The 24,606-nt window shown below is 65.8% G+C and carries 18 protein-coding genes; 13 read left to right on the forward strand and 5 right to left on the reverse strand.

Features of this window, described 5'->3' with window-relative positions:
* Positions 1-3: 3 nt before the first annotated feature.
* Positions 4-3,699 (forward strand): pyruvate carboxylase, encoded by a 3,696-nt coding sequence (locus Q368_RS0111265; protein WP_029459175.1) that lies wholly within the window; start codon positions 4-6, stop codon positions 3,697-3,699.
* A gap of 74 nt (positions 3,700-3,773) precedes the next feature.
* Positions 3,774-7,370 (forward strand): PEP/pyruvate-binding domain-containing protein, encoded by a 3,597-nt coding sequence (locus Q368_RS0111270; RefSeq protein ID WP_029459176.1) that lies wholly within the window; start codon positions 3,774-3,776, stop codon positions 7,368-7,370.
* 124 nt (positions 7,371-7,494) lie between these two features.
* Here the strand turns inward: Q368_RS0111270 and Q368_RS0111275 are convergent, their stop codons facing one another.
* The gene (locus Q368_RS0111275) at positions 7,495-8,793 is read right to left on the reverse strand and encodes a peptidoglycan DD-metalloendopeptidase family protein (protein WP_029459177.1); all 1,299 of its coding nucleotides are present in this window, start codon (positions 8,791-8,793) and stop codon (positions 7,495-7,497) included.
* Positions 8,794-8,954: 161 nt separating this feature from the next.
* Between Q368_RS0111275 and Q368_RS0111280 the strand changes: the two genes are divergently transcribed.
* The 4 genes from Q368_RS0111280 to Q368_RS0111295 all read left to right on the forward strand — a co-directional run bounded on the left by Q368_RS0111280 (position 8,955) and on the right by Q368_RS0111295 (position 16,912).
* Positions 8,955-11,303, forward strand: a complete 2,349-nt coding sequence (locus tag Q368_RS0111280; RefSeq protein ID WP_029459178.1) for a mechanosensitive ion channel domain-containing protein — start codon at positions 8,955-8,957, stop codon at positions 11,301-11,303.
* Positions 11,304-12,416 (forward strand): transporter substrate-binding domain-containing protein, encoded by a 1,113-nt coding sequence (locus tag Q368_RS0111285; protein WP_029459179.1) that lies wholly within the window; start codon positions 11,304-11,306, stop codon positions 12,414-12,416.
* Positions 12,417-12,612: 196 nt separating this feature from the next.
* Positions 12,613-13,830 (forward strand): efflux RND transporter periplasmic adaptor subunit, encoded by a 1,218-nt coding sequence (locus Q368_RS0111290; protein ID WP_029459180.1) that lies wholly within the window; start codon positions 12,613-12,615, stop codon positions 13,828-13,830.
* Position 13,831: 1 nt separating this feature from the next.
* Positions 13,832-16,912: an efflux RND transporter permease subunit gene (locus tag Q368_RS0111295; RefSeq protein ID WP_029459181.1), complete on the forward strand. Its 3,081-nt coding sequence runs from the start codon at positions 13,832-13,834 to the stop codon at positions 16,910-16,912.
* Between the two features lie 329 nt (positions 16,913-17,241).
* Here Q368_RS0111295 and Q368_RS0111300 read toward each other — a convergent pair whose 3' ends face one another.
* Positions 17,242-18,090 carry a hypothetical protein gene (locus Q368_RS0111300; RefSeq protein ID WP_052360116.1) on the reverse strand — a complete coding sequence of 283 codons (849 nt, stop codon included), beginning with the start codon at positions 18,088-18,090 and terminating at the stop codon, positions 17,242-17,244.
* On the opposite strand from Q368_RS0111300, the gene Q368_RS0111305 reads away from it, so the two are divergent.
* The gene (locus tag Q368_RS0111305; RefSeq protein WP_029459342.1) at positions 18,077-18,634 is read left to right on the forward strand and encodes a hypothetical protein; all 558 of its coding nucleotides are present in this window, start codon (positions 18,077-18,079) and stop codon (positions 18,632-18,634) included. The two genes, Q368_RS0111300 and Q368_RS0111305, sit on opposite strands and share 14 nt — an antisense overlap.
* 213 nt (positions 18,635-18,847) lie before the next feature.
* Here the strand turns inward: Q368_RS0111305 and Q368_RS26610 are convergent, their stop codons facing one another.
* Together Q368_RS26610 and Q368_RS0111315 are read right to left on the reverse strand one after the other, a co-directional pair.
* Complete coding sequence (locus Q368_RS26610) at positions 18,848-19,018, reverse strand: hypothetical protein (RefSeq protein ID WP_169740594.1); 171 nt, start codon at positions 19,016-19,018, stop codon at positions 18,848-18,850.
* Between the two features lie 99 nt (positions 19,019-19,117).
* Entirely contained in the window at positions 19,118-19,552 is a 435-nt protein-coding gene (locus Q368_RS0111315) for a PilZ domain-containing protein (RefSeq protein WP_029459183.1), read from the reverse strand.
* A 164-nt stretch (positions 19,553-19,716) separates the two neighbouring features.
* On the opposite strand from Q368_RS0111315, the gene Q368_RS0111320 reads away from it, so the two are divergent.
* Complete coding sequence (locus Q368_RS0111320; RefSeq protein ID WP_029459184.1) at positions 19,717-20,118, forward strand: ImmA/IrrE family metallo-endopeptidase; 402 nt, start codon at positions 19,717-19,719, stop codon at positions 20,116-20,118.
* A gap of 1 nt (position 20,119) precedes the next feature.
* Here Q368_RS0111320 and Q368_RS0111325 read toward each other — a convergent pair whose 3' ends face one another.
* On the reverse strand, positions 20,120-20,776 hold the full coding sequence (locus Q368_RS0111325; protein WP_052360117.1) for an EcsC family protein: 657 nt from the start codon (positions 20,774-20,776) through the stop codon (positions 20,120-20,122).
* 133 nt (positions 20,777-20,909) lie between these two features.
* Between Q368_RS0111325 and Q368_RS0111330 the strand changes: the two genes are divergently transcribed.
* The 5 genes from Q368_RS0111330 (at position 20,910) to ruvB (ending at position 24,605) form a co-directional block, all read left to right on the forward strand.
* Complete coding sequence (locus tag Q368_RS0111330; RefSeq protein WP_052360118.1) at positions 20,910-21,572, forward strand: RlmE family RNA methyltransferase; 663 nt, start codon at positions 20,910-20,912, stop codon at positions 21,570-21,572.
* Positions 21,573-21,632: 60 nt separating this feature from the next.
* Positions 21,633-22,370 carry a YebC/PmpR family DNA-binding transcriptional regulator gene (locus Q368_RS0111335; protein ID WP_029459187.1) on the forward strand — a complete coding sequence of 246 codons (738 nt, stop codon included), beginning with the start codon at positions 21,633-21,635 and terminating at the stop codon, positions 22,368-22,370.
* A gap of 128 nt (positions 22,371-22,498) precedes the next feature.
* A complete protein-coding gene (gene ruvC, locus Q368_RS0111340) occupies positions 22,499-23,008 on the forward strand; it encodes a crossover junction endodeoxyribonuclease RuvC (protein ID WP_029459188.1) in 510 nt (169 codons plus the stop codon).
* Entirely contained in the window at positions 23,005-23,616 is a 612-nt protein-coding gene (gene ruvA, locus Q368_RS0111345; protein ID WP_029459189.1) for a Holliday junction branch migration protein RuvA, read from the forward strand. Before ruvC ends, ruvA begins: the two co-directional genes overlap by 4 nt.
* Positions 23,613-24,605, forward strand: coding sequence for a Holliday junction branch migration DNA helicase RuvB (gene ruvB / locus Q368_RS0111350; RefSeq protein ID WP_029459190.1), 993 nt, complete (start codon positions 23,613-23,615; stop codon positions 24,603-24,605). The genes ruvA and ruvB overlap by 4 nt, the downstream gene beginning before the upstream one ends.
* Position 24,606: the final 1 nt, after the last annotated feature.

The raw sequence follows: 24,606 nt of genomic DNA on the forward strand, positions 1-24,606 counted from the left end.
AGCATGATCGCCAAGACGTTTCAGGAAGTGCTTTCCGAAGTCGAAGGAAAGAAGATACTCGTCGCCAACCGGGGCATCTCGGCCCGGCGGGTGCTGCGTTCCATCCGTGAACGGCTGCGCGCCATTCCGGTACTGACTGTCACCGACGTGGACATGACCTCCCCGGCCACCGCCGGGGCGCACGAGCTCATCACCCTGGGTGCGGACCCCCGCGCCTATCTCGATATCGATACCGTCATCAAAAAAGCCAAAGCCCACGGCGTGGTGGCCATCCACCCCGGCTGGGGCTTCGCTTCGGAAGACAGCGAATTTCCGCGCAAATGCGCCGAGGCCGGCATCATCTTCATCGGCTCCTCGGCCGAGGCCATGCAGAGCCTCGGCAACAAGGTCGAGGTGCGCCGGCTGGCCATGGGCCTGGGCATCCCGGTGGTGCCCGGCTCCGAGGGCTCGGTCTCCATTCCCGAGGCCCGGGAGATCGCCGGCAGAATCGGTTTTCCCATCATGCTCAAAGCCGAGGGCGGCGGCGGCGGCCGGGGCATCTACGAAATCTACTCCGAGGCACAGCTCGAATCCGCCTTTTCCAAAGCCTCGGCCATGGCGCAGGCCTCCTTCGGCAACCCGCGCCTGTTCGTCGAAAAGCTGCTCACCTCCGTGCGCCACATCGAGATCCAGGTGGCGGCGGACATGCACGGCAACGTCTTCGCCTTCGACGAACGCGACTGCTCCGTGCAGCGCAACCACCAGAAGCTCGTGGAGATCACGCCTTCGCCCTGGCGCGGCATGACCGACGAGCTGCGCCAGCGCCTCAAGGACTACGCCGAGCGCCTGGTGCGCGAAACGGGGTATTATTCCCTGGCAACGGTGGAATTTTTGGTCGATGCCGACGGCGAGCCCTACCTGATCGAGGTCAACACCCGCCTGCAGGTGGAGCACGGCATCACCGAGTGCCGCTACGGCGTGGACCTCGTGGAAGAGCAGATCAACATCGCGTTTGGCGGCAAGCTGCGCTTCAACTGCGGCGACACCCGGCCGTTTCTGCACGCCATGCAGCTGCGTATCAACTGCGAGGACCCGAAAAACGGCTTTTCGCCGAATGCCGGCCTGATCGCCCGCTACCTCTCGCCCGGCGGCCAGGGCATTCGCCTGGATTCCTGCCTGTCGGCCGGCTACGAGTTTCCGACCCAGTACGACTCCGCCGGCGCGCTGCTCATCTCCTACGGCCGCAACTGGCCCAAGGTCGTGGCCGTCATGGAGCGGGCGCTGCGCGAGTACATCATCGGCGGGCTCAAGACGACCATTCCGTTCCACCGCCAGATCCTGCGCAACCCGGACTTCATCAAGGGCGAGTTCGCCACCAAGTTCATCAACGACAATCCCTACCTGCTCAACTACCTCGACGAGGAGCCCGAGGCGCTGCGCCTGTCCTGGCTCGTGTCCGACATCGCCGCGCGGGGCTACAACCCGCACGTCATGCTCGGCAAGTACCGCGGCCGCAGCGACTACCGCCTGGGCCGCTTCAAGCCCTATTTGCCCGATGCCGATTTCCGCCGCCACGAGAGCCCCTATCCGCGCGGCGACCGCAAGGGCATCCTCGACGTGGTGCGTGACTCGGGCAAGGTCCATTTCGTGGACACCACCTGCCGCGACATCACCCAGTCCAACAGCGGCAACCGCTTCCGTCTGGCCGAGGACGAACTGGTCGGCCCCTACCTCGACAACTGCGGCTTCCTGTCGCTCGAAAACGGCGGCGGCGCGCACTTCCACGTGGCCATGATGGCCAACATGACCTACCCCTTCACCGAGGCGGCGGAGTGGAACCGTTTCGCGCCAAAAACTCTCAAGCAGCTGCTCATCCGTTCGACCAACGTGCTCGGCTACAAGCCCCAGCCGCGCAACCTCATGCGCCTGACCGGCGAGATGATTTGCGAGCATTTCGACATCATCCGCTGCTTTGATTTCCTCAACCACATCGACAACATGTACCCCTTCGCCGAGGTCGCCCTGTCACGCCCCGGCGTCATTTTCGAGCCGGCCATCTCGTTTTCCTACGCCCAGGGCTTCGACGTCGCCCACTATATGAGCGTGCTCGAGGCCATCCTCGACCAGGTGGCCAAGGCCGGCGGCATGAGCAAGGCCAAGGCGGCGAAGAGCATCATCCTGTGCCTCAAGGACATGGCCGGCATGTGTCCGCCGCGGTTCGTCGCGGCCATGGTCGCGGCCATCCGCAAGGCCTATCCCGAGCTCGTCCTCGACTACCACCGCCACTACACCGACGGCCTGTTCGTGCCGGCCGTGGGCGCGGCGGCCGCGGCCGGCTGCCACATCGTGGACACCGCGCTCGGCGCGTCCGTGCGCTGGTACGGCCAGGGCGAGGTGCTCTCCACCGCGGCCTATATCGAGGAGGACCTCGGCGTGCCCGTGGCCCTGACCAAGGCCGACAAGGACATGATCCGCTCCGCCAACTTCGTTCTCAAGCAGGTCATGCCCTATTACGACCGCTACACCGCCCCGTACTTCCAGGGCATCGACTACGACGTGGTCGAGCACGCCATGCCCGGCGGCGCGACCTCGTCCTCCCAGGAAGGGGCCATGAAGCAGGGCTACATCCACCTGCTTCCCTACATGCTCAAGTTCCTGGCCGGCACGCGCAAGATCGTGCGCTACCACGACGTCACTCCGGGCTCGCAGATCACCTGGAACACGGCGTTTCTGGCCGTGACCAGCGCCTACAAGGCCGGCGGCGAGCGGGCGGTCAGGGACATGCTCGAGGTGCTCGACGCCGTGTCGGAAAACTGCGACGAGTGCCTGACCCAGGCCGCCAAGCACGACCGGCTGCTTTTGTACGCCAACTGCAACGACGCCTTCCGCAACCTGCTGCTCGGCAAGTTCGGCAGGATGCCGCTCGGGTTCCCGCCGGACTGGGTCTACGAGAGCGCCTTCGGCGCGGACTGGAAACAGGCCGTGGCCGAGCGCACCGAGGCCTCGCCCCTGGACAGCCTGGGCGAGGTGGACATGGAGGCCGAAATGGCGTCGCTGACCAAGCAGATCGGCCGCGAACCCACCAACGAGGAGTTCGTGCTTTACCTCAACCATCCGGGCGACGCGCTCAAGACCATCGAATTCCGCAAGAAGTTCGGCGATCCCAACAGGCTGCCCCTGGACGTCTGGTTCGAGGGCCTGGAGCCGGGCGAGGAGCTGCTGTTCTCCGACAGCCAGGGCAAGCCGCACCACATGGCGATCATGAACATCTCCCAGCCCGACGCCAGCGGCGCGGCCACGGTGCGCTACGTGCTCGATTCGGAGATTCTGACCCACCAGGTGCCGGTGGCCGCGCCCCAGGGCGGCACTGCGCCCAAGGTGGAGATGGCCGACCCGAAAAACCCCTACCACGTGGGCGCGCCGGTCTCCGGCGACCTCTGGGTCATGCAGGTCAGCCCCAACGACTACGTCAAGGCCGGGGAGGAACTCTTCAACATCTCGGTCATGAAACAGGAAAAATCCGTGGCTTCCCCTGTTGACGCCATGGTCAAACGGGTGCTCAAAAGCGCCGACTACGCCAACGACCGCAAGATGGTCCCGGTCCGCGAAGGCGAGCTCCTCGTCGAGCTCGGCCCCGTCACCCGCGACTGTCCGGCCTGCCGCCAGCCGGTAGCCGACGAGCATTACAAGTACTGCCCCAACTGCGGCCAGCAGGTGTAGGTTTCGCGACGAACATGTAACGGCGGCCGCTTGACGGAGCGGCCCGCCGATCCGGAAGAGACAAGGAGGGGAGAATGGCCAAGACAAAAGCCAAGGATACGCCGCGTCTGGAGGACGCCACGTCCGCCAAGCCCGCCAAACAAGGAGACGCGGCCATCGATACCGCCACCACGCTCATCCTCACCGGGGCCGACATCGTCGGCATCGGCGAAGAGGCTGAAATTCTCGTCGGAGGCAAGAACTACAATACGGCGCTCATCAGCCAGATCGCCGGCATCCGCGCGCCCCAATTCCGGGCCGTATCCTCCGTGGCCTTCCACCGCGTACTCGACGAGACCAAGGTCAACGCGTCGCTGATCCGCGAAGTGGTCAACGACGGCTACCGCCGGGTCAACTGGAACGACGAGGAAGTCAACAGCGACCCGGAGTACATGAAAAACCTCGTGCGCGACCTCGCCGAGGAAGCCAGGGGCAAGTTCGCCGACGCCTCGGGCTCGGCCATCAAGCTGCGCACCTTCATCAACAACGTGGTCGAGGGCTTCGCCACCTCTCCCGAAGGCATCGACCAGCTGCGCAAACGCTCGGTTCTCGTCCAGGTCGCCATCCTCTCCGTCGACATGCCGGCCGAAGTCCGCGAGGCCGTGTCCAACGCCTACAACGACATCTGCCGGGACGCCGGCCTCGAGGACGTCCCCGTGGCCGTGCGCTCCTCGGCCGCGGGCGAGGACAGCCGCAAGAAGGCCTTCGCCGGCCTCCAGGACACCTATCTCAACATCGTAGGCGCGGCACAGGCCGTCAAGGCCTACCAGTGGGACTGCGCCTCGGCCTATAACCTGCGCTCCATGACCTACCGCCGCGAGGCCATCCTCGACGCCGTGGCCGCCGCCGAACGCACCGGCGACGACTCCATCGCCGAAAACGCCAAGATCGAGTGGGCCATCGAAAACACGTCCTTGTCCGTGTGCCTCATGCGCATGATCAATCCCGTCATTTCCGGCACGGCCTTCGCCGCGGACACGGCCACCGGCTGCCGGGGCACCTCGCGCAACGACCTCGTCTCCATCGACGCCAGCTACGGCCTCGGCGAGGCCGTGGTCGGCGGCATGGTCACGCCCGACAAGCTCTTCGTCTTCCAGCGCGACGACGGGTCCGAGGTCGTGATCCGCAACATGGGCTTCAAGGACAAGAAGATCGTCTACGACGACAAGGAAGGCGGCACCAAGCTCGTCAAGGTTTCCGACGAGGAAGCCTACCGCTGGGCGCTCTCCCTGGCCCAGGCCGAAGAGGTCGCCCGGGGCGTTCGCGCCATCAGCGTCGCCTACGGCGGCTGCATCATGGACACGGAATTCTGCATCGACCAGTCCGACCGGCTCTGGTTCGTGCAGGCCCGGCCCGAGACCCGCTGGAACGAGGAGCTCGAACGCCATCCGCACACCATCTTCATGCGCCGCATGGAGGTGGACAAGAAGGCCGTGGCCACGGCCGAGGTCATCCTCGAGGGCAACGGCGCTTCGCGCGGGGCGGGACAGGGCATGGTGCGCTTCCTGCGCTCGGCGCTCGAACTCAACAAGATCCAGAAGGGCGACGTGCTCGCCGCCGAACGCACCGACCCGGACATGGTGCCGGGCATGCGCGTGGCCTCGGCCATCCTGGCCGACGCCGGCGGCGACACCAGCCACGCCGCCATCACCTCCCGCGAACTCGGCATTCCCGCCGTCATCGGCATCCAGCGCGCCGAGACCCTGCGTGCCCTCGACGGCCAGTACGTGACCGTGGACGGCTCGCGCGGCTGCGTCTACCGGGGGCTTTTGCCCCTGCAGGAAGTCGGCGGCGAGATGGATTTGTCCCAGCTCCCGGCGACCAAGACCAAGGTTGGCCTGATCCTGGCCGACGTCGGGCAGGCGCTGTTTCTCTCCCGCCTGCGCAACGTCCCGGATTTCGAAGTGGGCCTGCTGCGCGCCGAGTTCATGCTCGGCAACATCGGCGTCCATCCCCAGGCCCTCGAGGCCTATGACAACGGCACCCTGCCGAGCCTGATCGAGGCCAAGGTCAAGGAACTCGACGCCAAGCTGACCAAGATCGTGCGCGAGCAGCTCGCGGCGGGTTTCATCAACGTGCAGATCAAGCTGCGCGGCTACGTCGGCCTCATCACGGGTCTGGCGGGCGAGCTCGACGCCCTGGCCGACCATGCCGGCGCGCGCGGCACCGACGAAGTCATGGCCGTGCACCGCCAGATCCGCGAGCTGGAAAAGCGCCTCGACCACCACCTGGAAGAGGTCACCCGCCGCCTGGACCTCCTCAAGACCTCGGCGGACCTCGCCACCCACGTCGCCATCATCCTCGGCTACTGGGACGAACTCCAAGAGAAGGCCGTCGATCCCGACGCGATCAAGCGCCGCTACGAGATCAAGGCCCGCATCGAGGAGCGCGTGGCGGCCGTGGCCGAGGACCCCATGGTCAAGGACACCCTGGCCAAGATCGCGGCCATGCGCCAGGAAGTGGCACGCCAGATCGGCATCAAGGGGCAGATCGACGACCTCCAGTCGCTCCTCGGCAAGATCCGCAAGCAGCTCTTCTCCCGCGGCTTCCGCAGCGGCAAGGAGCTCTACGTCCAGACGCTTTCCCAGGGGCTGGGGCTTTTCGCCATGGCCTTCCACGGCAAAGCCATCCTCTACCGCACCACGGACTTCAAATCGAACGAATACCGCAACCTCCTCGGCGGCAACCTGTTCGAGACCGTGGAGGACAATCCCATGCTCGGCTACCGGGGCGTCTCGCGCAACATCCACGACTGGGAGATCGAGTCGTTCAAGCTCGCGCGCGGCATCTTCGGCGGCAAGAACCTGCACATCATGCTGCCCTTCGTGCGCACCGTGGAGGAGGCCACCTCCATGAAGCGCTACCTCGAGCGGGTGCACAAGCTGCACTCCGGCGACGACGGGCTCAAGATGTTCATCATGTCCGAGATCCCGAGCAACGCCATCCTGGCCAAGCAGTTCATCCAGGAGTTCGACGGCTTCTCCATCGGCTCCAACGACATGACGCAGATGGTGCTCGGCACCGACCGCGACAACCCGGCGCTGCGCCACATCTACGACGAAGAGGACCCGGCCGTGGTCTGGGCCTTGCTCGTCACCATCTTCGCCGGCCAGAAGTTCGGCAAGAAGGTGGGTTTTTGCGGCCAGGGCGTCTCCAACAGCCTCATCATCCGGGGCCTGGTCGCCATCGCCGGCATCGTTTGCGCCTCGGTCGTGCCGGACACCTACTTCCGCACCAAGTTCGACATGGCCCACGTCGAGGCCGAGGACATCCCGGTGAGCAGGCTCGGCGAGTGGCTGGGGCAGCAGCACCTGGAACGCCTCAAGGCCGTGCTTCGCGAGAACAAGTACGAGCACATCGCCAAGAAGTACGACACCGCCGTGGACATCAAGGACTGGTACGACGGCGAGCTGACCCGCCTGGCCGAGCAGTTGCGGGAGAATCTGGAAAGCCCCAAGGCCGCCTTCTACCGCCAGGAGATGGAGACGTTCCGCCGCCTGTTCCACAAGCCGGTGCTCTACGCCACCTGGGACTGGCCGAGCACGGTCTACGACGCCATGCGCCAGGCCGGCTTCGACTCCTTCAAGGAGCAGGCCGAGGCGCTGGCCGCCCAGCGCCTGAAGAAGTGGTAGGCGGATACGCCGGAAAAAGCCTCCGGCGACCGGGAGGGGCGCGCCCCTCCCGGCCCTCCCCGAGAAATGGAAACGGCCGCCCGGGTTTGCCCTGGGCGGCCGTTTTGCGTCGGGGAGATGGGGGCTACAGCTTGTTGAGGATGTTGTCGTCGATCCAGTGCTGGTCCCACCATTCGATGGGCGAGGTCTCCTCGCCGAAGACCAGCACGCCGAAGTGCAGGTGGTCGCCGCCGGCCAGCCCGCTGACGCCGGTGCGGCCGAGGATTTCGCCCTTCTTGATCTCCTGGCCGACCTTCACGTCGATACGGCGCAGGTGGGCGTAGAGTGTTTGCAGGCCCAGGCCGTGGTCGATGATCACCGTTTCGCCGTAGATGCCGAGAAAGCCCGCGAAGACCACCTTTCCGGTGTTGGCCGCGGGCACGGGCGCGCCCTCGAGGGAGGCCAGGTCCACGCCCATGTGCGTCTGTTGGTCGATTTCCTTGCCCTGGTAGTAGTAGGTGCGGTGGTCGCCGAAGCCGGCCTTGGGCGCGGCGTTGGGCAGGCGCAGGAAGGCCTTCTTGTCCCAGAGCATGGTCGGGGAGGACTTGAGGGCCAACTCGCGCAGGAACACGGCATTTTGCTTGCGCACGTCGTTGTTGACGCGCAGGTAGATCTGGAGGTTGTCCCGCGTGTCGGTGATGATGTCGTAGTACTGCGGCATCTTGGATTCCAGGAACGCATCGGAGATGTTGATCTTGTCCTGGCGGAACTTGCGCGGGATGGCCTGGTAGCGGAAGGAGGCGACGGCCGTGTTGCCGGCCTTGTCCGTCACCTTGACCTTGGGCACGAAGTCTTTCGGGTCCATGTCGTAGGGGAAGACGTAGAGTCCGAAATACTTGCCGTTTTCCATTTTGTAGGCCGGGAAGAAGTCCTTGCCCACCACCACGCCGGCGCTTTCGGGCTCCTCGTTGACCTGGAAGGACACGGCCCCGACGCCGCCCTGGCGCACGTTGTGGGCCAGACTCGTCACCTCCACGCGCGGTGGCGTGGTGTCGAGCGTCATGGTTTTCTCGAAGCGCACGGTGTTGCCCGCGCCGAAGTTGGCCAGGGAACGGTCCGTGGCCGTCACCGTCAGGCCGAACGTCCCGTCGCGCAGGCCGGCCGGTTCCAGGGTGAACTTTTCTTCCGCGTCCTTGACCGGGGTGGCGTAGGATTGGTCGAGCAGGGTGATCTGCTTGTCGCCCTGGGTCACGGTGACCTTGGCGTTCTTGAGTCCCGAACCGGCGTCCGCCAAGTGCAGCGTGAACTCGCGCTTGGGCGCGGCCACGTCGCTTGCCGGCGAAAGCGCGATGGTCGGTTTGACGGTGTCCGTCAGGAAAAAATAACCGCAGGCCGCGGCGATGGCCGTCAGAAGCAAAATGATGCCGAAAACGAGTTTTTTCATGCTGGGTTCCTCATCGTTGCGCCCGTGTCATACCGGCCGTGGCCGGGCAGTGCAAGCGCGCCCGACGCGGCGAGCGCGCCGGCGCACGCCGGGGGTTGCCCGAAACCCCCTGACAGACTAGAAAACCGAAACGATCCGAACCGCCAGCCCCGGGAGTCTCCATGCAGGCCTCTTTTCCGCGCCGCCTCGCCGTGCCGCTTGCCGGGTGCCTGCTCGCCCTCGTCTTTTCCTGCGCCGCCCGGGCCGCGGACGGGCAGACGCCGCTTTGGCGGTCCATCAGCGACGGCTTGCACCGCAACATCGAAATCAAGCGCCAGGAGCTCGACCGCATCCGCAAGGTCCTGCCCGCGGACAAGGCGGCGCTCGAGGCGGCCCTTAGCGACGTGAGCAGCCGGCTCGACCAGATCCTGCTCCTGCGCGGCGTGGCCGGGGAAACGCCCTGGGCCTCGCGCAGCCTGCTCATGCAATTGCAAGGATTGTCGGACGCCGTGGACGTCGCCTGCGAGCCGCTGCGCGACATGCGCGACGCGCTTGCGCGCACCAAGCAGGAATACGCCGTCCTGCGCCAGATACGGGCCCGCAACGCCAGCCGCGAGTATGCCGAGCTCGTGAGCGAAGAGTTGTCCGGCCCCGGGCGGGAGTTCAGGGAACTCAAGAACGACGTGGACGCGGTCAAGGCCGAGGTGGATGCTTTCCTGGCCCAGGCGACGGCCCTTGACGCGGATATCGAGGTTGCCCGCGAGGAGGAGGTGGACCGCTTCGTCGCCCTGTTCAAGCAGGCCTATTTCGCATCGTCAGGCTCCCTGCTCGCCATTTCCGGGCTGGCGGGCATGGTGGACGATTTTTCCCAATGGCGAAACGCCGCGCCGCGTTTCTGGAAGCCCATGGCTTCCTGGACGCCGTGGGAGCGCTATGGCGCCGTCGCCGCCGCGTATTTCGCCGTGTTGTTCGGCGTCCTGCACCTGTGCCGTCGCCGCTTTCCAGCCATAGGCGGACGGGCGCTCGGGCCGCAGATCTGGCTCGTTGCCGGGCTGGCCTTTTTCGCCGGCCGGCAGGCGGTGCTTTTCGCGGCCAACCAGTTCACCTCGCTGGCCTGGGTGTTGGCCGTCAGTTGGGGCCTTGTGGGCATGCTCGGCGGGAGCGCGCGTCTGCGGACGCTTTTCGTCTGTTTCGCGGTCACGGTGGCCTGCGATGTCGGCAACGTTCCGGCCTCGGTGGCCGGGGCGGTGTTGCCCGTGCTCGCGGCCGCGGCGATCTGGCGGCTGCGACGTTGCGGCTGCGGTTTGACCACCGACATGGTGGCGCTGGCTGCGGCGGGCGTCGCCGGGGTGTTCGGTTACGGCCCCCAGGGCGTGGCCCTGGTGCAGGCGCTTTTCATGCTGCACCTGGCCCTTGGCGTCGCGGGGGCGGTCCAGCGCCATCTCGCCGCGCGCCATGCCGGCGGCAGGCGTTCCCTGGCCGAGCTGGCCGCGCCCCTGGCCGCCACGGTGCTGGCCACGCTCTACGTGGCCTGGGTGCTGGTCTTTCTCGGCGGGCCGGGGCTTATGGACTACGTGTTCGGGCTCAAGGCGCAGCTCGGCCGGGTGACGATCTCCCCGGAAGCCGTGGTCGTGTTGCTGTTGACCTTTTTCCTGCTGCGTCTGGCCCAGGCCTGGTTCGTGCGTCTGCTCGGGTTGGCCACGCTCCGCGGCAAGGCCCTCGACCCAGGGCTGGCCCACACGCTCGGCGCGGTCTTTTCCTATGCGACGTGGGTGCTTTTTCTCCTGTTCGCCCTGCACCTGTTCGAGGTGCCGCTCGGCGCGCTGACCTGGATCGCCAGCGGCCTGTCCGTGGGCATCGGCTTCGGGCTCAAGGACATCGTCAACAACTTCGTCAGCGGGCTGATCATCATGTTCGGCGGCGCGGTGAAAAAGGGGGACATCATCCAACAGGGCAAGAACATCGGCGAAGTGGTGGACCTGTCCGTGCGCAACACCATCATGCGCACCCTGGACAACACCACGGTCATCATTCCAAACTCCAGCTTCCTGCGCGGCGAGATCGTGAACCTGAGCTACCAGGACGCCACGCTGCGCCTGACCATCCCGGTGACCGTGGCCCCGGGCACCAAGCCCAAAAAGGTGCGCAAGATCCTGCTCGCCATCGCCAGGGAGCATCCCGACGTGCTCAAGGAGCCGGCCCCGGAGGTGCTCATGAACGCGTTCAGTCGTCTGGGCCTGGAGTTCGACCTCCACGTCTGGATCGACAACTTCATGAAGAAGTTCCAGGTCCAGTCCGAGCTGGCCGCGGCCATCGACAGGGAGTTCCAGGAAAACAAGATACTCCTGGCCTTCCAGAGCGTGAAGGTGAAGTACAAGCCCAAGGGCAGCGAGGCCATGCAGCTCGAAGCCCTGCGCGAGGAACTGCGTGCCAAGCGCGCCCTGGTGCTCGGCAAGACCCGCCGGCTGCGCCGCACCCATGCCAGGCTTCGCTGGCCCGTTGCGCCGACGGAACGGACGGAGGAGGAATAGATGCGACGCGTCGTTTGGCTCGTCCTGGTCCTGGCCTGGCTCGGGGGCGGCGCGTACGCCGCTTGCGCCCAGGCCCTGCCGGAAGCGCCGCAACCCGGGGCAAAGCGCCACGTGCGCGTCGGCGTCTATGTTGCGCCGCCTTTTCTGGAAAAGACCAATACCGGCCATTACCACGGCATGGCGCTCGCCCTGTGGCACGACATCGCCGAGGACATGGGCCTGACGTACGACGTGCGCGAATTCGAACTCGAAGACCTGCTGCGGGCCATTGAAAAGGGGGATGTGGACGTCGGCGTGTCGGCGCTGTCCATCACCCCGGAGCGCGAGAGCGCAATGGATTTCTCGCAGCCCTTCTACTACACCGGGCTCGGCATCGCCGTGCCGGCCCGCAATGCCCTGGACCGCATCGAGACGACGCTGGGGCGGGTGTTTTCCGAAAAAGTGCTCGCCTATGTCGGGTCGTTGCTGGTGCTGCTCTTCGTGGTGGGCGCGCTGGTCTGGGCGGTGGAGCGCCGGCGCAACCCCGGGCATTTCCGGCCGGGGCGCAAAGGCCTTGGCGACGGCCTGTGGTGGTCGGCCGTGACCATGACCTCGGTCGGCTACGGCGACGCGACGCCCAAGACCCTGCTCGGCCGTTCCGTGGCCCTGGTCTGGATGTTCGTGTCCGTGGCCTTGCTCGCTTCTTTCACCGCCGGCATCACATCGCTTTTGACCGTGGAATCCCTGGGCAGTTCGGTGCGCGACCCGGACGACCTGAAGCGCGTGCGCGTGGGCGTGGTGCGCGACGCGTCCGCGGCCGAGGAGTTCACGGCCACGCACATCGGCTATCGGACCTATGAGACGCTGGAGGACGGCCTGCGCGCGCTCGAGTCCGGCACCCTCGACGCCTTCGTGCACGACCGGCCCATTCTGCTGTACTGTCAGGCGCACGAAAATTCCGGCCGCATACAGGTGCTGCCGGGTTTTTTCGATCCCCAGCTCTATGGATTCGCCTTCCCCCGGGGGTCGACGCTGCGAAAGGCGGTCAATATCGCCCTGCTGCGGCGCATGGAAGACTATGCCTACCGCCGGCGTGTGTTCGGGCCTTACCTGGGCAAGGCGGGCATCCATTGACCTGCGCAAGGTTCGCGGGATCGTTCCTCCGGCCCGCTGCATCGGGACTGTGCGGCAGGAACGTGACAATGCGTGTACTGCCTTGACTTTATGAATGGAATAGGGGATTTGGTGAAAGTTCCCCCCAATAGCGTGGCGTAAGCGTCGGCCGGTCGGGCACCATCCGGGCGATCTTTGCCGAGAGGAGAGCGCATCCATGCCTGTCTTTTTTCCCCATAGCATCCCTCGTTCGTATCGAGCGTCGCTTCTTCTGGCGTCGGCGCTGGTCCTTTTCGCCCTGGGCGGATGCGACAGGGGCAAGCCCAAGGCCGAGCCGCCCACGCCCGTGGAGGTGACCGTCTACGAGGCCAAGGCGACCACCGCGCCCCTGGCCGTGGACGGCATCGGCCACGTCTACGCCCTGACGACCATCAACGTCCGGGCGCAGGTCTCCGGCGTACTCAAGGAAACGTATTTTTCCGAAGGCGACCTCGTGCAGAAGGGCCAGCCGCTTTTGCTCATCGACCCCGACTCCTACAAGGCCGCCCTGGACGAGGCCGTGAGCACCCTGGCCCGCGACCGGGCCGTCGCCGCCCAGTCCAAGCGTGACTGGCTGCGCTACAAGGACCTCGTGGCCCAGGCCGTCATCAGCCAGGAAGACTACGAGCAGAAGCGCACCACCTACCAGCAGGACCTGGAGCAGGTGCGCGTGGACGAGGCGAGCGTGGCCAAGGCCAAGGTCAACCTCGGCTATTGCTACATCAATGCCCCCTGCACCGGCGTCGTCGGCCTGCAGCAGTACAAGACCGGCAACCTGATCAAGTCCGAAGACTACATCATCGTCACCATCAACCAGATCGAGCCCATCAACGTCCAGTTCGCCGTGGCCGAAAAGTACCTGCCGGACATCCGCGCCTACGCCGGCAAGGGCTCCCTCGCCGTGGAAGCCCGCTATCCGGGGCACCCGGAAAAGGCCTCCAAGGGCAAGCTCACGGTCATCAACAACACCGTGGACGTGAGTTCCGGCACCATCACCCTGCAGGGCGAATTCCCCAACAGCGACCGCTTCCTCTGGCCCGGCCAGTTCGTGGACGCCTCGGTGATCCTTGCCGAAACCGCCGACACCATCCTCGTACCCTCGAGCGCCGTGGCCGAAACCCAGGACGGTTCGTCGGTCTTCATCGCCAAGCCGGACAACACCGTGGAGATCCGCAAGATCACGGCCGGCCGCAAGATCGGCGCCGAAACCGTCGTTGAAAAGGGCGTCTCCCCAGGGGACAAGGTCATCACCTCCGCGCAGATCAAGCTGTTCCCGGGCGTACCGGTCAAGATCGTGGACGCGCAGGCCTACCAGGAAGGCCCCGTGTCCCCGGCCGCCGTGGCCGGCAAGGACAAGTCGGCGCTGAGCCCGGGCCGCCAGGATCAGGGGAAGTGACATGACGGACCTTTTTATCAAGCGTCCGGTCGCAACGACGCTGCTCATGGCCGCGCTGGTCTTTTTCGGCGTGGTTTCCTATTTTTCGCTGCCCATCAGCGAAATGCCGAGCATCGACTTCCCCACGATCCAGGTGACGGCCTCCCTGCCCGGCGCCGACCCCCAGACCATGGCCTCGGCCGTGGCCACGCCGCTCGAGCGGCAGTTCACGTCCATCTCGGGCCTGCAGTCCATGAGCTCGAGCAACTCGCTCGGCACCACGACCATCACGCTCCAGTTCGACCTCTCGCGCAACATCGACGGCGCGGGAACCGACGTGCTCACCTACATCAACGCCGCCCAGGGCAGCCTGCCGAGCACCATGCCCGCGCCGCCGACCTTCCAGAAGGTCAACCCGGCGGACATGCCCATCATCTACATCCGCGTCTCCAGCGACACCATGCCGCTTTTCCGCGTCACCAACTACGCCAAGGTCTACATCGCCCAGCGCATCTCCATGATCAACGGCGTGGCGCAGGTGGCCGTCTACGGCGACCAGACCTACTCCCCCCGAGTCCAGGTCAATCCGGACAAGCTGGCCTCGCTCGGCATCGGCGTGGACGAGGTGGCGAGCGCCTTCAGCAATGAAACCGTGATGCTGCCGACAGGCTCCCTCTATGGCATCGACAAGCTCTTCACGATCAAGGCGCAGGGCCAGTTGACCAGCGCCACGGCCTACAACCGCCAGATCATCGCCTACCGCAACGGCAACCCCGTGCGCCTCCAGGACGTGGGCCGCGCCATCGATTCCACGATCAACGACAAGAACGCCGCGTTTTTCGACCAGCAGCAAGGCATCGTCATCGCGGTCAAGCGCGCCGCCGGCACCAACACCATCCAGCTCGTGCAGGCCATCCGCGCCATGATGCCGGGCATCGAGGCCACGCTGCCGCCCTCGGTGCACCTGGAATTCCTCTACGACCGCTCCCTGTCCATCAAGGCCGCCATCGACGACGTCCAGTTCACGCTGCTTTTGTCCATTTCCCTCGTCGTCATCGTGGTCTACATGTTCCTCAAAAACCTCCCGGCCACCATCATCGCGAGCCTGGCCCTGCCCACGGCGCTGATCGGCACGCTTTCGCTCATGGTCGCGTTCAATTTCTCCATCGACAACCTCTCGGCCATGGCCATCATCCTGGCCGTCGGCTTCGTCGTGGACGACGCCATCGTCATGATCGAGAACATCGTGCGCCACACCGAGATGGGCAAGAAGATCATGCAGGCGTCTCTCGACGGCGCGCGCCAGATCGGCTTCACCATCATTTCCATGACGTTGTCGCTGGCTGTGGTCTTTATTCCCATCATGTTCATGGCCGGCATCCTCGGCCGGGTGCTCAACGAGATGGCCGTGACCATCACGCTGTGCATCCTGGTCTCGGGCTTCGTCACGCTTTCGCTGACGCCGATGCTGTGCAGCCGGTTCCTCTCGGGCAAGATTTCCGAGTCCGGGCGCTTCTTCAAATGGTTCGAGCGCGGCTACGAGAAATCCCTGCACTTCGCCCTGCGCTGGCGCTTTTTCGTCATGATCCTGTCCGTGGGCATCCTTGGGCTGACGTTCTGGCTTTTTACCATCATTCCCACAGGCTTCATCCCGGCCACGGACTCGGGCATCTTCTACGCCTTCGGCATGGCCGAGCAGAGCGCCTCCTTCGAAACCATGAAGGACCGCGTGCTCAAGGTCGGCCGCATCTTCATGGCCGATCCGGACGTGTTCAAGTTCATCGGCGTGGTCGGCGTCGGCGGCCCCAACACCTCCATGAACAACGCCGCCATGTTCCCGCTGCTCGCGCCCCTGGACAAACGCAAGCGCAGCGCCCAGCAGATCATCGACGACCTGCGGCCCAAGCTCGCCCAGCTGCCCGACATGTTCACCTTCATGTACAATCCACCGTCCATCCAGATCGGCGGCAAGCAGACGAAAGCCCTCTACCAGTTCACACTGCTCTCGCCCGACCCCGACGAACTCTACCCCGTGGCCCGCAAGATGGCCGGAGCCATGCGCAAGCTGCCGGAGATCGCCGACGTCAACACCGACATGCAGATCGACGGGCCGCAAGTCTTTCTGGACATCGACCGCGACAAGGCGCAGGCGCTTGGCATCACCGCCTCCTCCCTCGAGACGGCGCTCATGACCGCCTATTCCGCCCGCCAGGTGACCAACCTCTACGGATCCACCGACACCTACAAGGTCATCGTCGAGGTTCAGCCCGAGTACCAGCGCCGGCCGGACCTGCTCAACAAGCTCTACGTCAAGTCGAGCAACGTCGATTCCGACGGCAATCCCATCATGGTGCCATTAAACGGCCTGGTGAAAATGAGCGAAGGCGTGGGGCCGCTCGTGGTCAACCACACCGGGCAGCTCACCTCGGTGACCATCTCGTTTAATACCGCCGGCAAGTACTCCCTGGGCCAGGCCGTGACCTCCATCCAGGCCCTGGCGAAAAAGGAATTGCCCACCAACATCAGCTACATCTTCGAAGGCCAGGCCACGGCCTTCCAGGAGTCCCTGGCCAGCGTGCCGTTCCTGCTTTTCCTGGCCATCATGATCATCTATCTCATTCTCGGCATCCTCTACGAGAGCTTCATCCACCCGATCACCATCCTGTCGGGCCTGCCTTCGGCGGCGCTCGGCGGGTTGGTCACGCTGCTCGTCTTCGGCCGCCAGCTCGACCTCTACGGCTTCATCGGCATCATCATGCTCATCGGTATCGTCAAGAAGAATTCGATCATGGTCATCGACTTCGCCATCGAGGCCGAACGCGAGGGCAAGACGCCGTTCGACGCCGTGTTCGAGGGCTGCGTCGTGCGCTTCCGTCCGATCATGATGACCACGGTGGCGGCCATCGCCGGCATCTTCCCCATCGCGCTCGGTGTCGGCGCGGGCGGCGACGCCCGCCAGCCCCTGGGCCTGGTCGTTGCCGGCGGCCTCGTCATATCCCAGTTGGTCACCCTCTACCTGACCCCGGTCTTCTACACCTATATGGACCAGCTCCAGACCTGGATCTCCGGCCATAAGGAAGAGAAGAAGGAAGACATGGCGTAGCAGGGGAGAAAGGCCCCGGCGGGGCAAGGGCAGGGCGGTTCCCAGCCGCTGGAGGGACTTTCGCGTCATCGAACCGGTTGCCAGGACGGCCAGAGCAGGCCGTCCTGGCAACCGGTTTTCAAGGAGAGCCTTTTTGCGGCAGGGCGCTGCAAGGCTTCGATCCGCTGCCGCTGGGCAAAGGGGAATCCCGTAACGGTCTCGCCTGCAATCCGGCTCGCCCCGAACGGGCGAGCGGGCCGCATGGCTGTCGGCCTGACGGGGAGGAGACAGTGAAAGACGGCGGACCGGTGGAAGCCGGCGGTACCCGCGCGTCCCCCTTGCGGTGCTGCCTACGGCAGGGGCACGGCCACGAGCAGCACCCATTTGTCGCCGAAACGCTTCTCCGCGAATTCCTTGCGCAGCGCGGCCATGCCGGCCGGCGCGGAGATTTCCAGGCGGTGGACGCCGGTCCCGGGCGTGGCGTGGTGGAAGAAGACGCGGCCGGCCGGGTCGCGCGCGACCAGGGCCACATGGTAGTAGAGCAGCCGGCCTTTGACGTCCTTGCTGAGCGCGGCGAGGGCCATCTCCCCGGGCCGCAGGCGCGAAAGCGCCTCCTTCCAGGCCGCGGCGTCGTGCAGGGGGAAGCCGCGCGTTTTCGCCGCGTCGATGGTTGCCGGATCGGGCAGGGGCGCGCCCGGGGCCAGGATGCGCCGGGGCAGGCCCTCGCCGATGTTGAGGATCAGGTCGTAGCCGAAGTCCCAATCCTCGCCCTGGCGGCTGCCGGGGCCGGAATCGCCCTTGCGGTCGCGCTTGGCGGCGTCCGGCGGCAGGGGGCGGCGGAGCAGGGCGCGGGAGGCCGTGACCACGAAGCCGCTGCAATTGTAGCCCGGCGTGGGGAACGTGGCGGCGGGGTCGGCGAAAAGTGTGTGGCGGCCGTCCGGGGCGTCCACGCCGTCGTCGCGGTAGGGCATGCCGGCAAGGGGTGCGAGCAGCGTTTCCGGGTCGGCGGCCGACGCGGCAACGGCCGGGGTCAGGCCGATGGCGAGCGCAAGCAGGATGGCCGATGCAACAAATTGACCGCGCTTAAAAAGCCGCGTAGCGTGAATAAGATAACCGGGCCGGAAAGGCTGGGGCCGTTTCCCGGACCAGGCCGGAACACCAAGGAATCTGCTCAGGAGGCGGAGGATGAAGTTCAACATTGAGATCAGGGGTTTCGGTCAGCGGGTTTTTTATTCCTATATTGAAAAGGAACTGGTCCGCGAAGCCAGAGAAGCCAACCGGGAACGCTACATCGAATACATCTTCCACGGGGTGGACAACAACATCCATTCTTCCGGCGAGGATCTTCTGGAAAGCAATCGCCCTGTTGTCTACATCATCGTGAACGAAAAAGAAAAGCTCCGGGTCAGCCTAAACAAGATCAATTGTGAGGTCAAGAATTACCCGGCCAAGAAGATTTTTCAGCCCTTTGTGAAGAACAGCCTGCTGTATTGCTTCGGTTACAACGAGGAATATATCCACACCTATTCCTTCAGTGATGTGGAAGAAATCGACATCGACAAGATCACGGCCCGCATCGTCGAGACGGAAGTGCCCAAGACCATCGAGAACAACGTCTGGATGCAGAAGGTTATCCACATCGAGAGCATGCTTTACGACGGCAAGGAGATCAAGCGGGAGGAGTTCCTTTCGCGGCCGCTGCCCACGGTGCTCGGGCCGGTCATCATCGATCTGGAGAATTGACGCCGTCGGCGGCTTGCCGACGCATGCGTTCTTTTAGGCCCGGCGCTCCGGCGTCGGGCTTTTCTTTTGCGCGGCTTCCCTAAACAGCCATCTCTCTAGCCCGGGCGCATCGCCATAACGCCTGTCTGCCGCCGCTCCCCCCTTTCCGGGGTGGTCCCGGCGGAGCCCCCGGCCCATCCTTGCCGCCGGAGGCATTCTTTCCCCATTATTATCTCACCCGCCGGTGACGGCGGGAGGGGCGTCCTCGGCCAGGGCGTTTTCGAGCAGCTTGTCGGCCAGGTCCTTGATGGTGTTGCGCCGGGGGTCGAGGCCCAGCGACGCCGCCAGTTCCATGATCTTGTCGCCGGTTTTGACCGCGTGGCGTATCTTTTCGTAGTCCTGCATGGGCCGGGCCGTGCCTTTGCTTGCGTCGCGTCCGCCGATCGGACCGCGACTTTGCGAAATGATAGCCGCTTGCCCGTTCGGGCGCAACCGCGCACGGCGTCAGTTCTTGACGATGCGCGTGATGTCGCCGGGGGACACGGCCAGGGGCCGCTCGAAGCAGATGCCGAATTCGTTGTCGCGAATCCAGCGCACGACGCCGGACTGGTAGTGGGCAAGCTCTCCGAAGGGTTGGAGCTGGGGATTGAACAGCAGCCGCTGGCCGAGGCTGACGCGCACGGGCAGGTCGTCGTCGCAGCGCAGCCGTGCGCCGCGGCGGCTGATATCCACGATGAACACGTCCGCGCAGATTTCCTCGGTCTGGACGCGGCCGCGGTTGAGTTCGGCCCCGTTGCCGACGCTGATGCGCAGCGCGTCGCGGCGGTCGCCGCAGTCGCGGCAACGCCAATAGGAAGAGGCCGGCGGGGCCTGGGGGATGAACTCCTGCCAGGTGGCCTTGCCGCAATGGGGACAGCGTTTGTATTCGAGCAGCGCCATGACGTCAGCCCTGGATACTTCAGGCGAAAATCGCGTCCTGTCACGCCGTTGCAGCCTAGCACCCGCACCGTCGCCGCGCAACACCGCGGGGCGGCCGCCTTGACGGGTGACGGCCATGGGTTATGTTTCCCCTGTCGGACCGACCGGTCGGCGAAGGAGCACGTATGGCGGGATTGCTGGCCAGGCTTTTCGAACTAGCCGCAAAACGCGCCGACCTCAAGGTGACCGAGGTCGACGACATCGATAGCTGGGGATTTTTGCTGTTTCGCGACGGCCACTATAATATTTTCATCAACCGCTCGGTGCGTGATTTCCGCAAGACCATGGCCTTGGCCGACGAGCTGGGGCATTACGCCCTGCGCCGGCGCATCGCCCGCCGCGAAGGCCTGCCGCCGGCCGCAGCGACCATGGTCGAGCGCATCCGCCAGGACAAGGCCTGCGACGCCTGGGCGGCGAAATTCACGCGCAGACTGCTCTACATGATCCGCCGCGGCCTGCACGGCGACACCTCGCGCCGGCCCAGGCAGGGCCATTACGACGCGTCCTGGCGGCTGCCGCGGCACTAGGTCATCCCGCTCCCGTTCCCGCCGCGTCTTCGCCCGGCAGGTCGGCGAGCAGGGTCATGGCCGCCTTGGCGATGCCGGCCGTGGCCGCGACCCCGACGGCGGCCCCGGCGATCCCCCCGGCCACGGGCGCGAGCCGGGAGGCCCCGAGCAGCCCGGTCTCCCCGAATTGGGCCAGCAGCCGAAATCCCACCAGTTCGTTGATGCGCCGGATGGTTTCCGCGCCAAGGTTTAAAAGCGCGCGCTCCGTCAGCTTGCCCCCGGCAAGCGCTCCGGCGGCCGCCGCCACGTCCGCGGCCTTGGCCCCGCACAGGCACAGCCCGCAAAGCGCCCGCACCCTGGCGTCGGCGAGGTCGTGGCCGCACACGAGCGCCATGGACTGCACCATGCGCAGCTGCACGTAGAGCGTGCCGGCAAGGCTCGCCGGCACGGACACGGGCAGAAGGGCCAGCCCGCCGGCGTTGGTGAGGAACCCGGCGGCCGCGGCTTGGCGTTTGTGCTCTTTGACGAGGGTGCGCAGCCGCTGCGCCAGCGGCACGGACGGGTCGTTGTGCCGGTCGGCCAGTTCCCTGGCCGTCTTCTGGCCGGGCAGGCCCCGCGCGGCCCGCTCCCAGGCCCAGTCGAGGGCGCGCCGCACGGCGTCCCGGGTGATGCCAGCCATAGGTCTTTCGCTCCTTGGGGTCTGTGCCGTACATAAGGCCTGCCCCGGCGGCGGCAAGGGCCGCCTTTGCGGCCGCGCCAGGCGTCTTTCCCTTGAAACCTGTTTCGGATAACGGTATCCCGGGCAGCTCGCCATGAAAACGTACCGCGATCATTATTTCAAGAAGGCCAAGCAGGAAAATTATCCGGCCCGGTCGGTCTACAAGCTGGAAGAGATCGAGAAGCAGTCGCGCCTGCTCTTTCCCCGCGCGGCCGTGCTCGACCTCGGAGCCTGCCCGGGCTCCTGGACGCTTTACGCCGCTTCGCGCGTCGGCCCGGCCGGCCGGGTGCTCGCCATCGACCTCAATCCCCCCGGCACGGCCTTTCCCGGCCATGTCACGTACCTGACCGGCGACATGCTCGATCCCGGGCCGGAGATTCGCGAGGCGTTTTCGCGCCTTGGGCCCTTCGATGTGGTCCTTTCGGACATGGCCCCCAAGACCACGGGGGTCAAGTTCACGGATCAGGCCCGCTCCCTGGAACTGTGCGAGGCGGCCCTGGCCGTGGCCGTTGCCCGCCTCAAGCCCGGCGGCGCGTTTGTGGTGAAAATTTTCCAGGGCCCCGACGCCCCGGCCTACCAGAAGGGGTTGCGGGACTATTTCGAGAAGGTCCGTGTGGCCAAGCCCAAAAGCTCCCGGGCCGAGAGCAAGGAAATCTTCTACGTGGCCACGGGATTCCGTCCCCGCGCGGAGCTGCCCGAGCCCGATCCCCCGCCCTTGCCCGATCCGGACGGGACGGCTAGGGAAAATACGGACTGAAGCAACAAGGTAAAGACAGCGACCGGGCGCGCCCGGTTTGGCAGAGAGTGAGGAAGCGCAATGGCCGGACATAGCAAATGGCATAACATTCAGGCCCGCAAGTCGGTGCAGGACGCCAAGAAGAGCAAGTTTTTCACCAAGGTCACCAAGGAGCTCATGCTCGCGGCCCGGGCCGGCGGCGCGGACACGGCGCTCAACACGCGCCTCAAATCCGCCATCGCCGCGGCCAAGGCCGTGAACCTGCCCAAGGACAAGATCGAGCAGGCCATCAAGAAGGGCACGGGCGAACTTGCCGGCGAGAGCTTCGACGAGGTCCTCTACGAAGGCTACGGCCCGGGCGGCGTGGCCATCCTGGTCGAGGCCGCCACGGACAACCGCAACCGCACCGTGGCCGAAGTGCGCCACATCCTGGCCAAGGGCGGCGGGGCCATGGGCGAGGCCGGCTGCGTCGGCTGGATGTTCTCCAAAAAGGGCGTCTTCGCCTTCCCCAAAGCGTCCTTTACCGAGGACCAGCTCATGGAAGTGGCCCTGGAGCACGGGGCCGAGGAAGTCGCCGACGAAGGTGACGTCTGGGAGGTCCACTGCGCGCCCGAGGATTATGATGCCTTAAGCGCCGCCTTCGAAGCCGCGGGCATGGTTTCCGAGGACGCCGAAGTGGCCATGATGCCGGCCAACACCGTTTCCCTGGATGCGGAAAACGGCCAGAAGCTGCTCAAACTCATCGATATGCTCGAAGACAACGACGATGTGCAGAAAGTCCACACCAACGGCGACCTGCCCGACGAATTGCTGGGATAGAACCGAAGAGCCAGGAGGGGCGTTGCCCCTCCCGGACCCACCCCACCGGGGGGCATGATGCCCCCCGGACCCCCTCGCTAGGGGGGAAAGGGGGGCAGCAATAAGGTGCAGGAGGATGGACACGACGGATGGGGGAGGCGCAGGAACTGATTGTGCTCGGGCTCGACCCGGGCTCGCGCGTCACGGGCTACGGCTTCGTGCGCGAGCGTTCGGGCGTGCTGGAGCTCGTCGCCGCGGGCGTGGTGCGCACCGGCGCGGAAACGGATTTTCCCCGCCGCCTGGGCGTGATCTACAGCGCCGTGGCCGAACTCATCGCCCGCCACGCGCCCGTCGAGGTCGCGGTGGAAAACGTGTTCGTGTCCAAAAACGCGGCAACGGCCCTGAAACTGGGCCAGGCCCGAGGCGCGGCCCTGGCGGCCTGCGCCGTGGCCGGGCTGCCCGTGGCCTCCTACGAGCCGACCATCATTAAAAAGAGCCTGGTCGGCACGGGCCGGGCCGAAAAAACCCAGGTGGCCTTCATGGTGGCCAGGGTGCTCGCATGCCGGGAAACATTCGCCGTGGACGCGACCGACGCTTTGGCCGCGGCCGTGTGTCACCTGAACCAGAGGCGGCTCAAGCGCCTGTGCGAGGCGCGATGATCGGTTATCTCGAAGGCCGGGTCGTGGCCCGGCGCGAACGCTTCGCCATCGTGCTCACCCCGGGCGGCGTGGGCTACGAGCTGGAGCTGCCCGCTCCCGTGGCCGCGTCCCTGCCGGCCCCGGGCGGCACCTGCGCCCTTTTCGTCCACACCGTGGTGCGCGAGGACGCCTTCGAGCTCTTCGGCTTCGCGACGCTCGACGACCGCGAAACCTTCCGCCTGCTCCTTGGCATCAGCAAGCTCGGGCCGCGCACGGCCCTTGGCATCCTGTCGTGCTTTTCCGCGGACGATCTGGCGCGGCTCGTGGCCACGGGCGACATGGAAGCCCTCGTGCGCGTGCCGGGCATCGGCAAGAAAAGCGCGCAACGCATTTTCATCGAACTGACCTACAAGCTGGAAGGCCGCGCGTCGGCCGCCGCGCCCCTGGCCGCGCCGGCCGGCGTCGGCGCGGGCGTGCTCGCCGACGTGGTGGCGGGACTGACCAATCTGGGCTATGCCGATGCCGATGCCAGGCGCGTGGGGGCGGCCGTGCTCGAGGACGAGCCCGACCTCGACGTGGCCGGGGCGTTGCGCCAGGCGCTCAAACGCCTGGCCTCCGAGAAGACATGAACGACGCCTGCCCGCCTTCCGGCCCCGTTGCCGCCACTCCCGACGACTCCATCCGGCCGTCGCGCTTAAACGATTTCATAGGCCAGGACGACCTGCGCGCCAACCTGCGCGTGTTCCTCGATGCGGCCATGGAGCAGGGCAGACCGCTCGACCATAGTTTGCTCTACGGCCCGCCGGGACTCGGCAAGACCACGCTCGCCCAGATCATGGCCTCGGAACTCGGCGTCAATCTGGTCACGACCACGGGACCGGTGCTCGAGCGCTGCGGCGACCTCGCCGCCATCGTCACCAATTTGCGGCGCGGCGACATCCTCTTTATTGATGAGATCCACCGCATGCCCCCGGCGGTGGAGGAGATCCTCTACCCGGCCATGGAGGACTTCAAGCTCGACCTCATCATCGGCCAGGGGCCCGGGGCGCGCACGGTGCGCATCGACCTCGAGCCCTTTACGCTGGTCGGCGCGACCACGCGCCTGGGGCTTCTCACTTCGCCCTTGCGCGACCGCTTCGGCGTGATTTTCCGCCTGGAGTTCTACTCGCCCGAGGAACTCGCGCGCATCGTGACCCGCGCGGCGGGTATCATCGGCATCGGCATCACTCCGGCCGGGGCGCTGGTCGTTGGGCAGCGTTCGCGGGGCACGCCGCGCATCGCCGGACGGCTTTTGCGCCGGCTGCGCGATTTCGCGGTGGTCGCCGGCGCGACGACCCTCGACGAGGAGCTCGCCCGCGAGGCGCTCGCGCGCCTGGACGTGGACCCGCACGGCCTCGACCAGATGGACCGCAAGATCCTCGAAATCCTCATCGGCCACTACGAGGGCGGCCCGGTGGGGGTGAAGACGCTCGCCGTGGCCCTAAGCGAAGAGGTGCGCACCATCGAGGAAATCTACGAGCCCTACCTGATCCAATGCGGGCTCATCAAACGCACGCCGCGCGGCCGCGTGGCCACGGCCAAGGCGTATGCGCACATCAAGAAAGGAATGCTGGACTGAC

It is taken from the genome of Solidesulfovibrio alcoholivorans DSM 5433 (genome assembly GCF_000702665.1).
Classification (GTDB): Bacteria; Desulfobacterota; Desulfovibrionia; order Desulfovibrionales; family Desulfovibrionaceae; genus Solidesulfovibrio; species Solidesulfovibrio alcoholivorans.

Coding starts and splice junctions, on each gene's coding strand:
- Q368_RS26610 (WP_169740594.1), bottom strand. CDS start 19,018: ATGCAGGACTACGAAAAGATACGCCACGCGGTCAAAACCGGCGACAAG.
- Q368_RS0111290 (WP_029459180.1), top strand. CDS start 12,613: ATGCCTGTCTTTTTTCCCCATAGCATCCCTCGTTCGTATCGAGCGTCG.
- Q368_RS0111295 (WP_029459181.1), top strand. CDS start 13,832: ATGACGGACCTTTTTATCAAGCGTCCGGTCGCAACGACGCTGCTCATG.
- Q368_RS0111300 (WP_052360116.1), bottom strand. CDS start 18,090: ATGTTGAACTTCATCCTCCGCCTCCTGAGCAGATTCCTTGGTGTTCCG.
- Q368_RS0111330 (WP_052360118.1), top strand. CDS start 20,910: ATGAAAACGTACCGCGATCATTATTTCAAGAAGGCCAAGCAGGAAAAT.
- Q368_RS0111285 (WP_029459179.1), top strand. CDS start 11,304: ATGCGACGCGTCGTTTGGCTCGTCCTGGTCCTGGCCTGGCTCGGGGGC.
- Q368_RS0111275 (WP_029459177.1), bottom strand. CDS start 8,793: ATGAAAAAACTCGTTTTCGGCATCATTTTGCTTCTGACGGCCATCGCC.
- Q368_RS0111305 (WP_029459342.1), top strand. CDS start 18,077: ATGAAGTTCAACATTGAGATCAGGGGTTTCGGTCAGCGGGTTTTTTAT.
- ruvC (WP_029459188.1), top strand. CDS start 22,499: ATGGGGGAGGCGCAGGAACTGATTGTGCTCGGGCTCGACCCGGGCTCG.
- ruvA (WP_029459189.1), top strand. CDS start 23,005: ATGATCGGTTATCTCGAAGGCCGGGTCGTGGCCCGGCGCGAACGCTTC.
- Q368_RS0111270 (WP_029459176.1), top strand. CDS start 3,774: ATGGCCAAGACAAAAGCCAAGGATACGCCGCGTCTGGAGGACGCCACG.
- Q368_RS0111315 (WP_029459183.1), bottom strand. CDS start 19,552: ATGGCGCTGCTCGAATACAAACGCTGTCCCCATTGCGGCAAGGCCACC.
- Q368_RS0111335 (WP_029459187.1), top strand. CDS start 21,633: ATGGCCGGACATAGCAAATGGCATAACATTCAGGCCCGCAAGTCGGTG.
- Q368_RS0111320 (WP_029459184.1), top strand. CDS start 19,717: ATGGCGGGATTGCTGGCCAGGCTTTTCGAACTAGCCGCAAAACGCGCC.
- ruvB (WP_029459190.1), top strand. CDS start 23,613: ATGAACGACGCCTGCCCGCCTTCCGGCCCCGTTGCCGCCACTCCCGAC.
- Q368_RS0111325 (WP_052360117.1), bottom strand. CDS start 20,776: ATGGCTGGCATCACCCGGGACGCCGTGCGGCGCGCCCTCGACTGGGCC.
- Q368_RS0111280 (WP_029459178.1), top strand. CDS start 8,955: ATGCAGGCCTCTTTTCCGCGCCGCCTCGCCGTGCCGCTTGCCGGGTGC.
- Q368_RS0111265 (WP_029459175.1), top strand. CDS start 4: ATGATCGCCAAGACGTTTCAGGAAGTGCTTTCCGAAGTCGAAGGAAAG.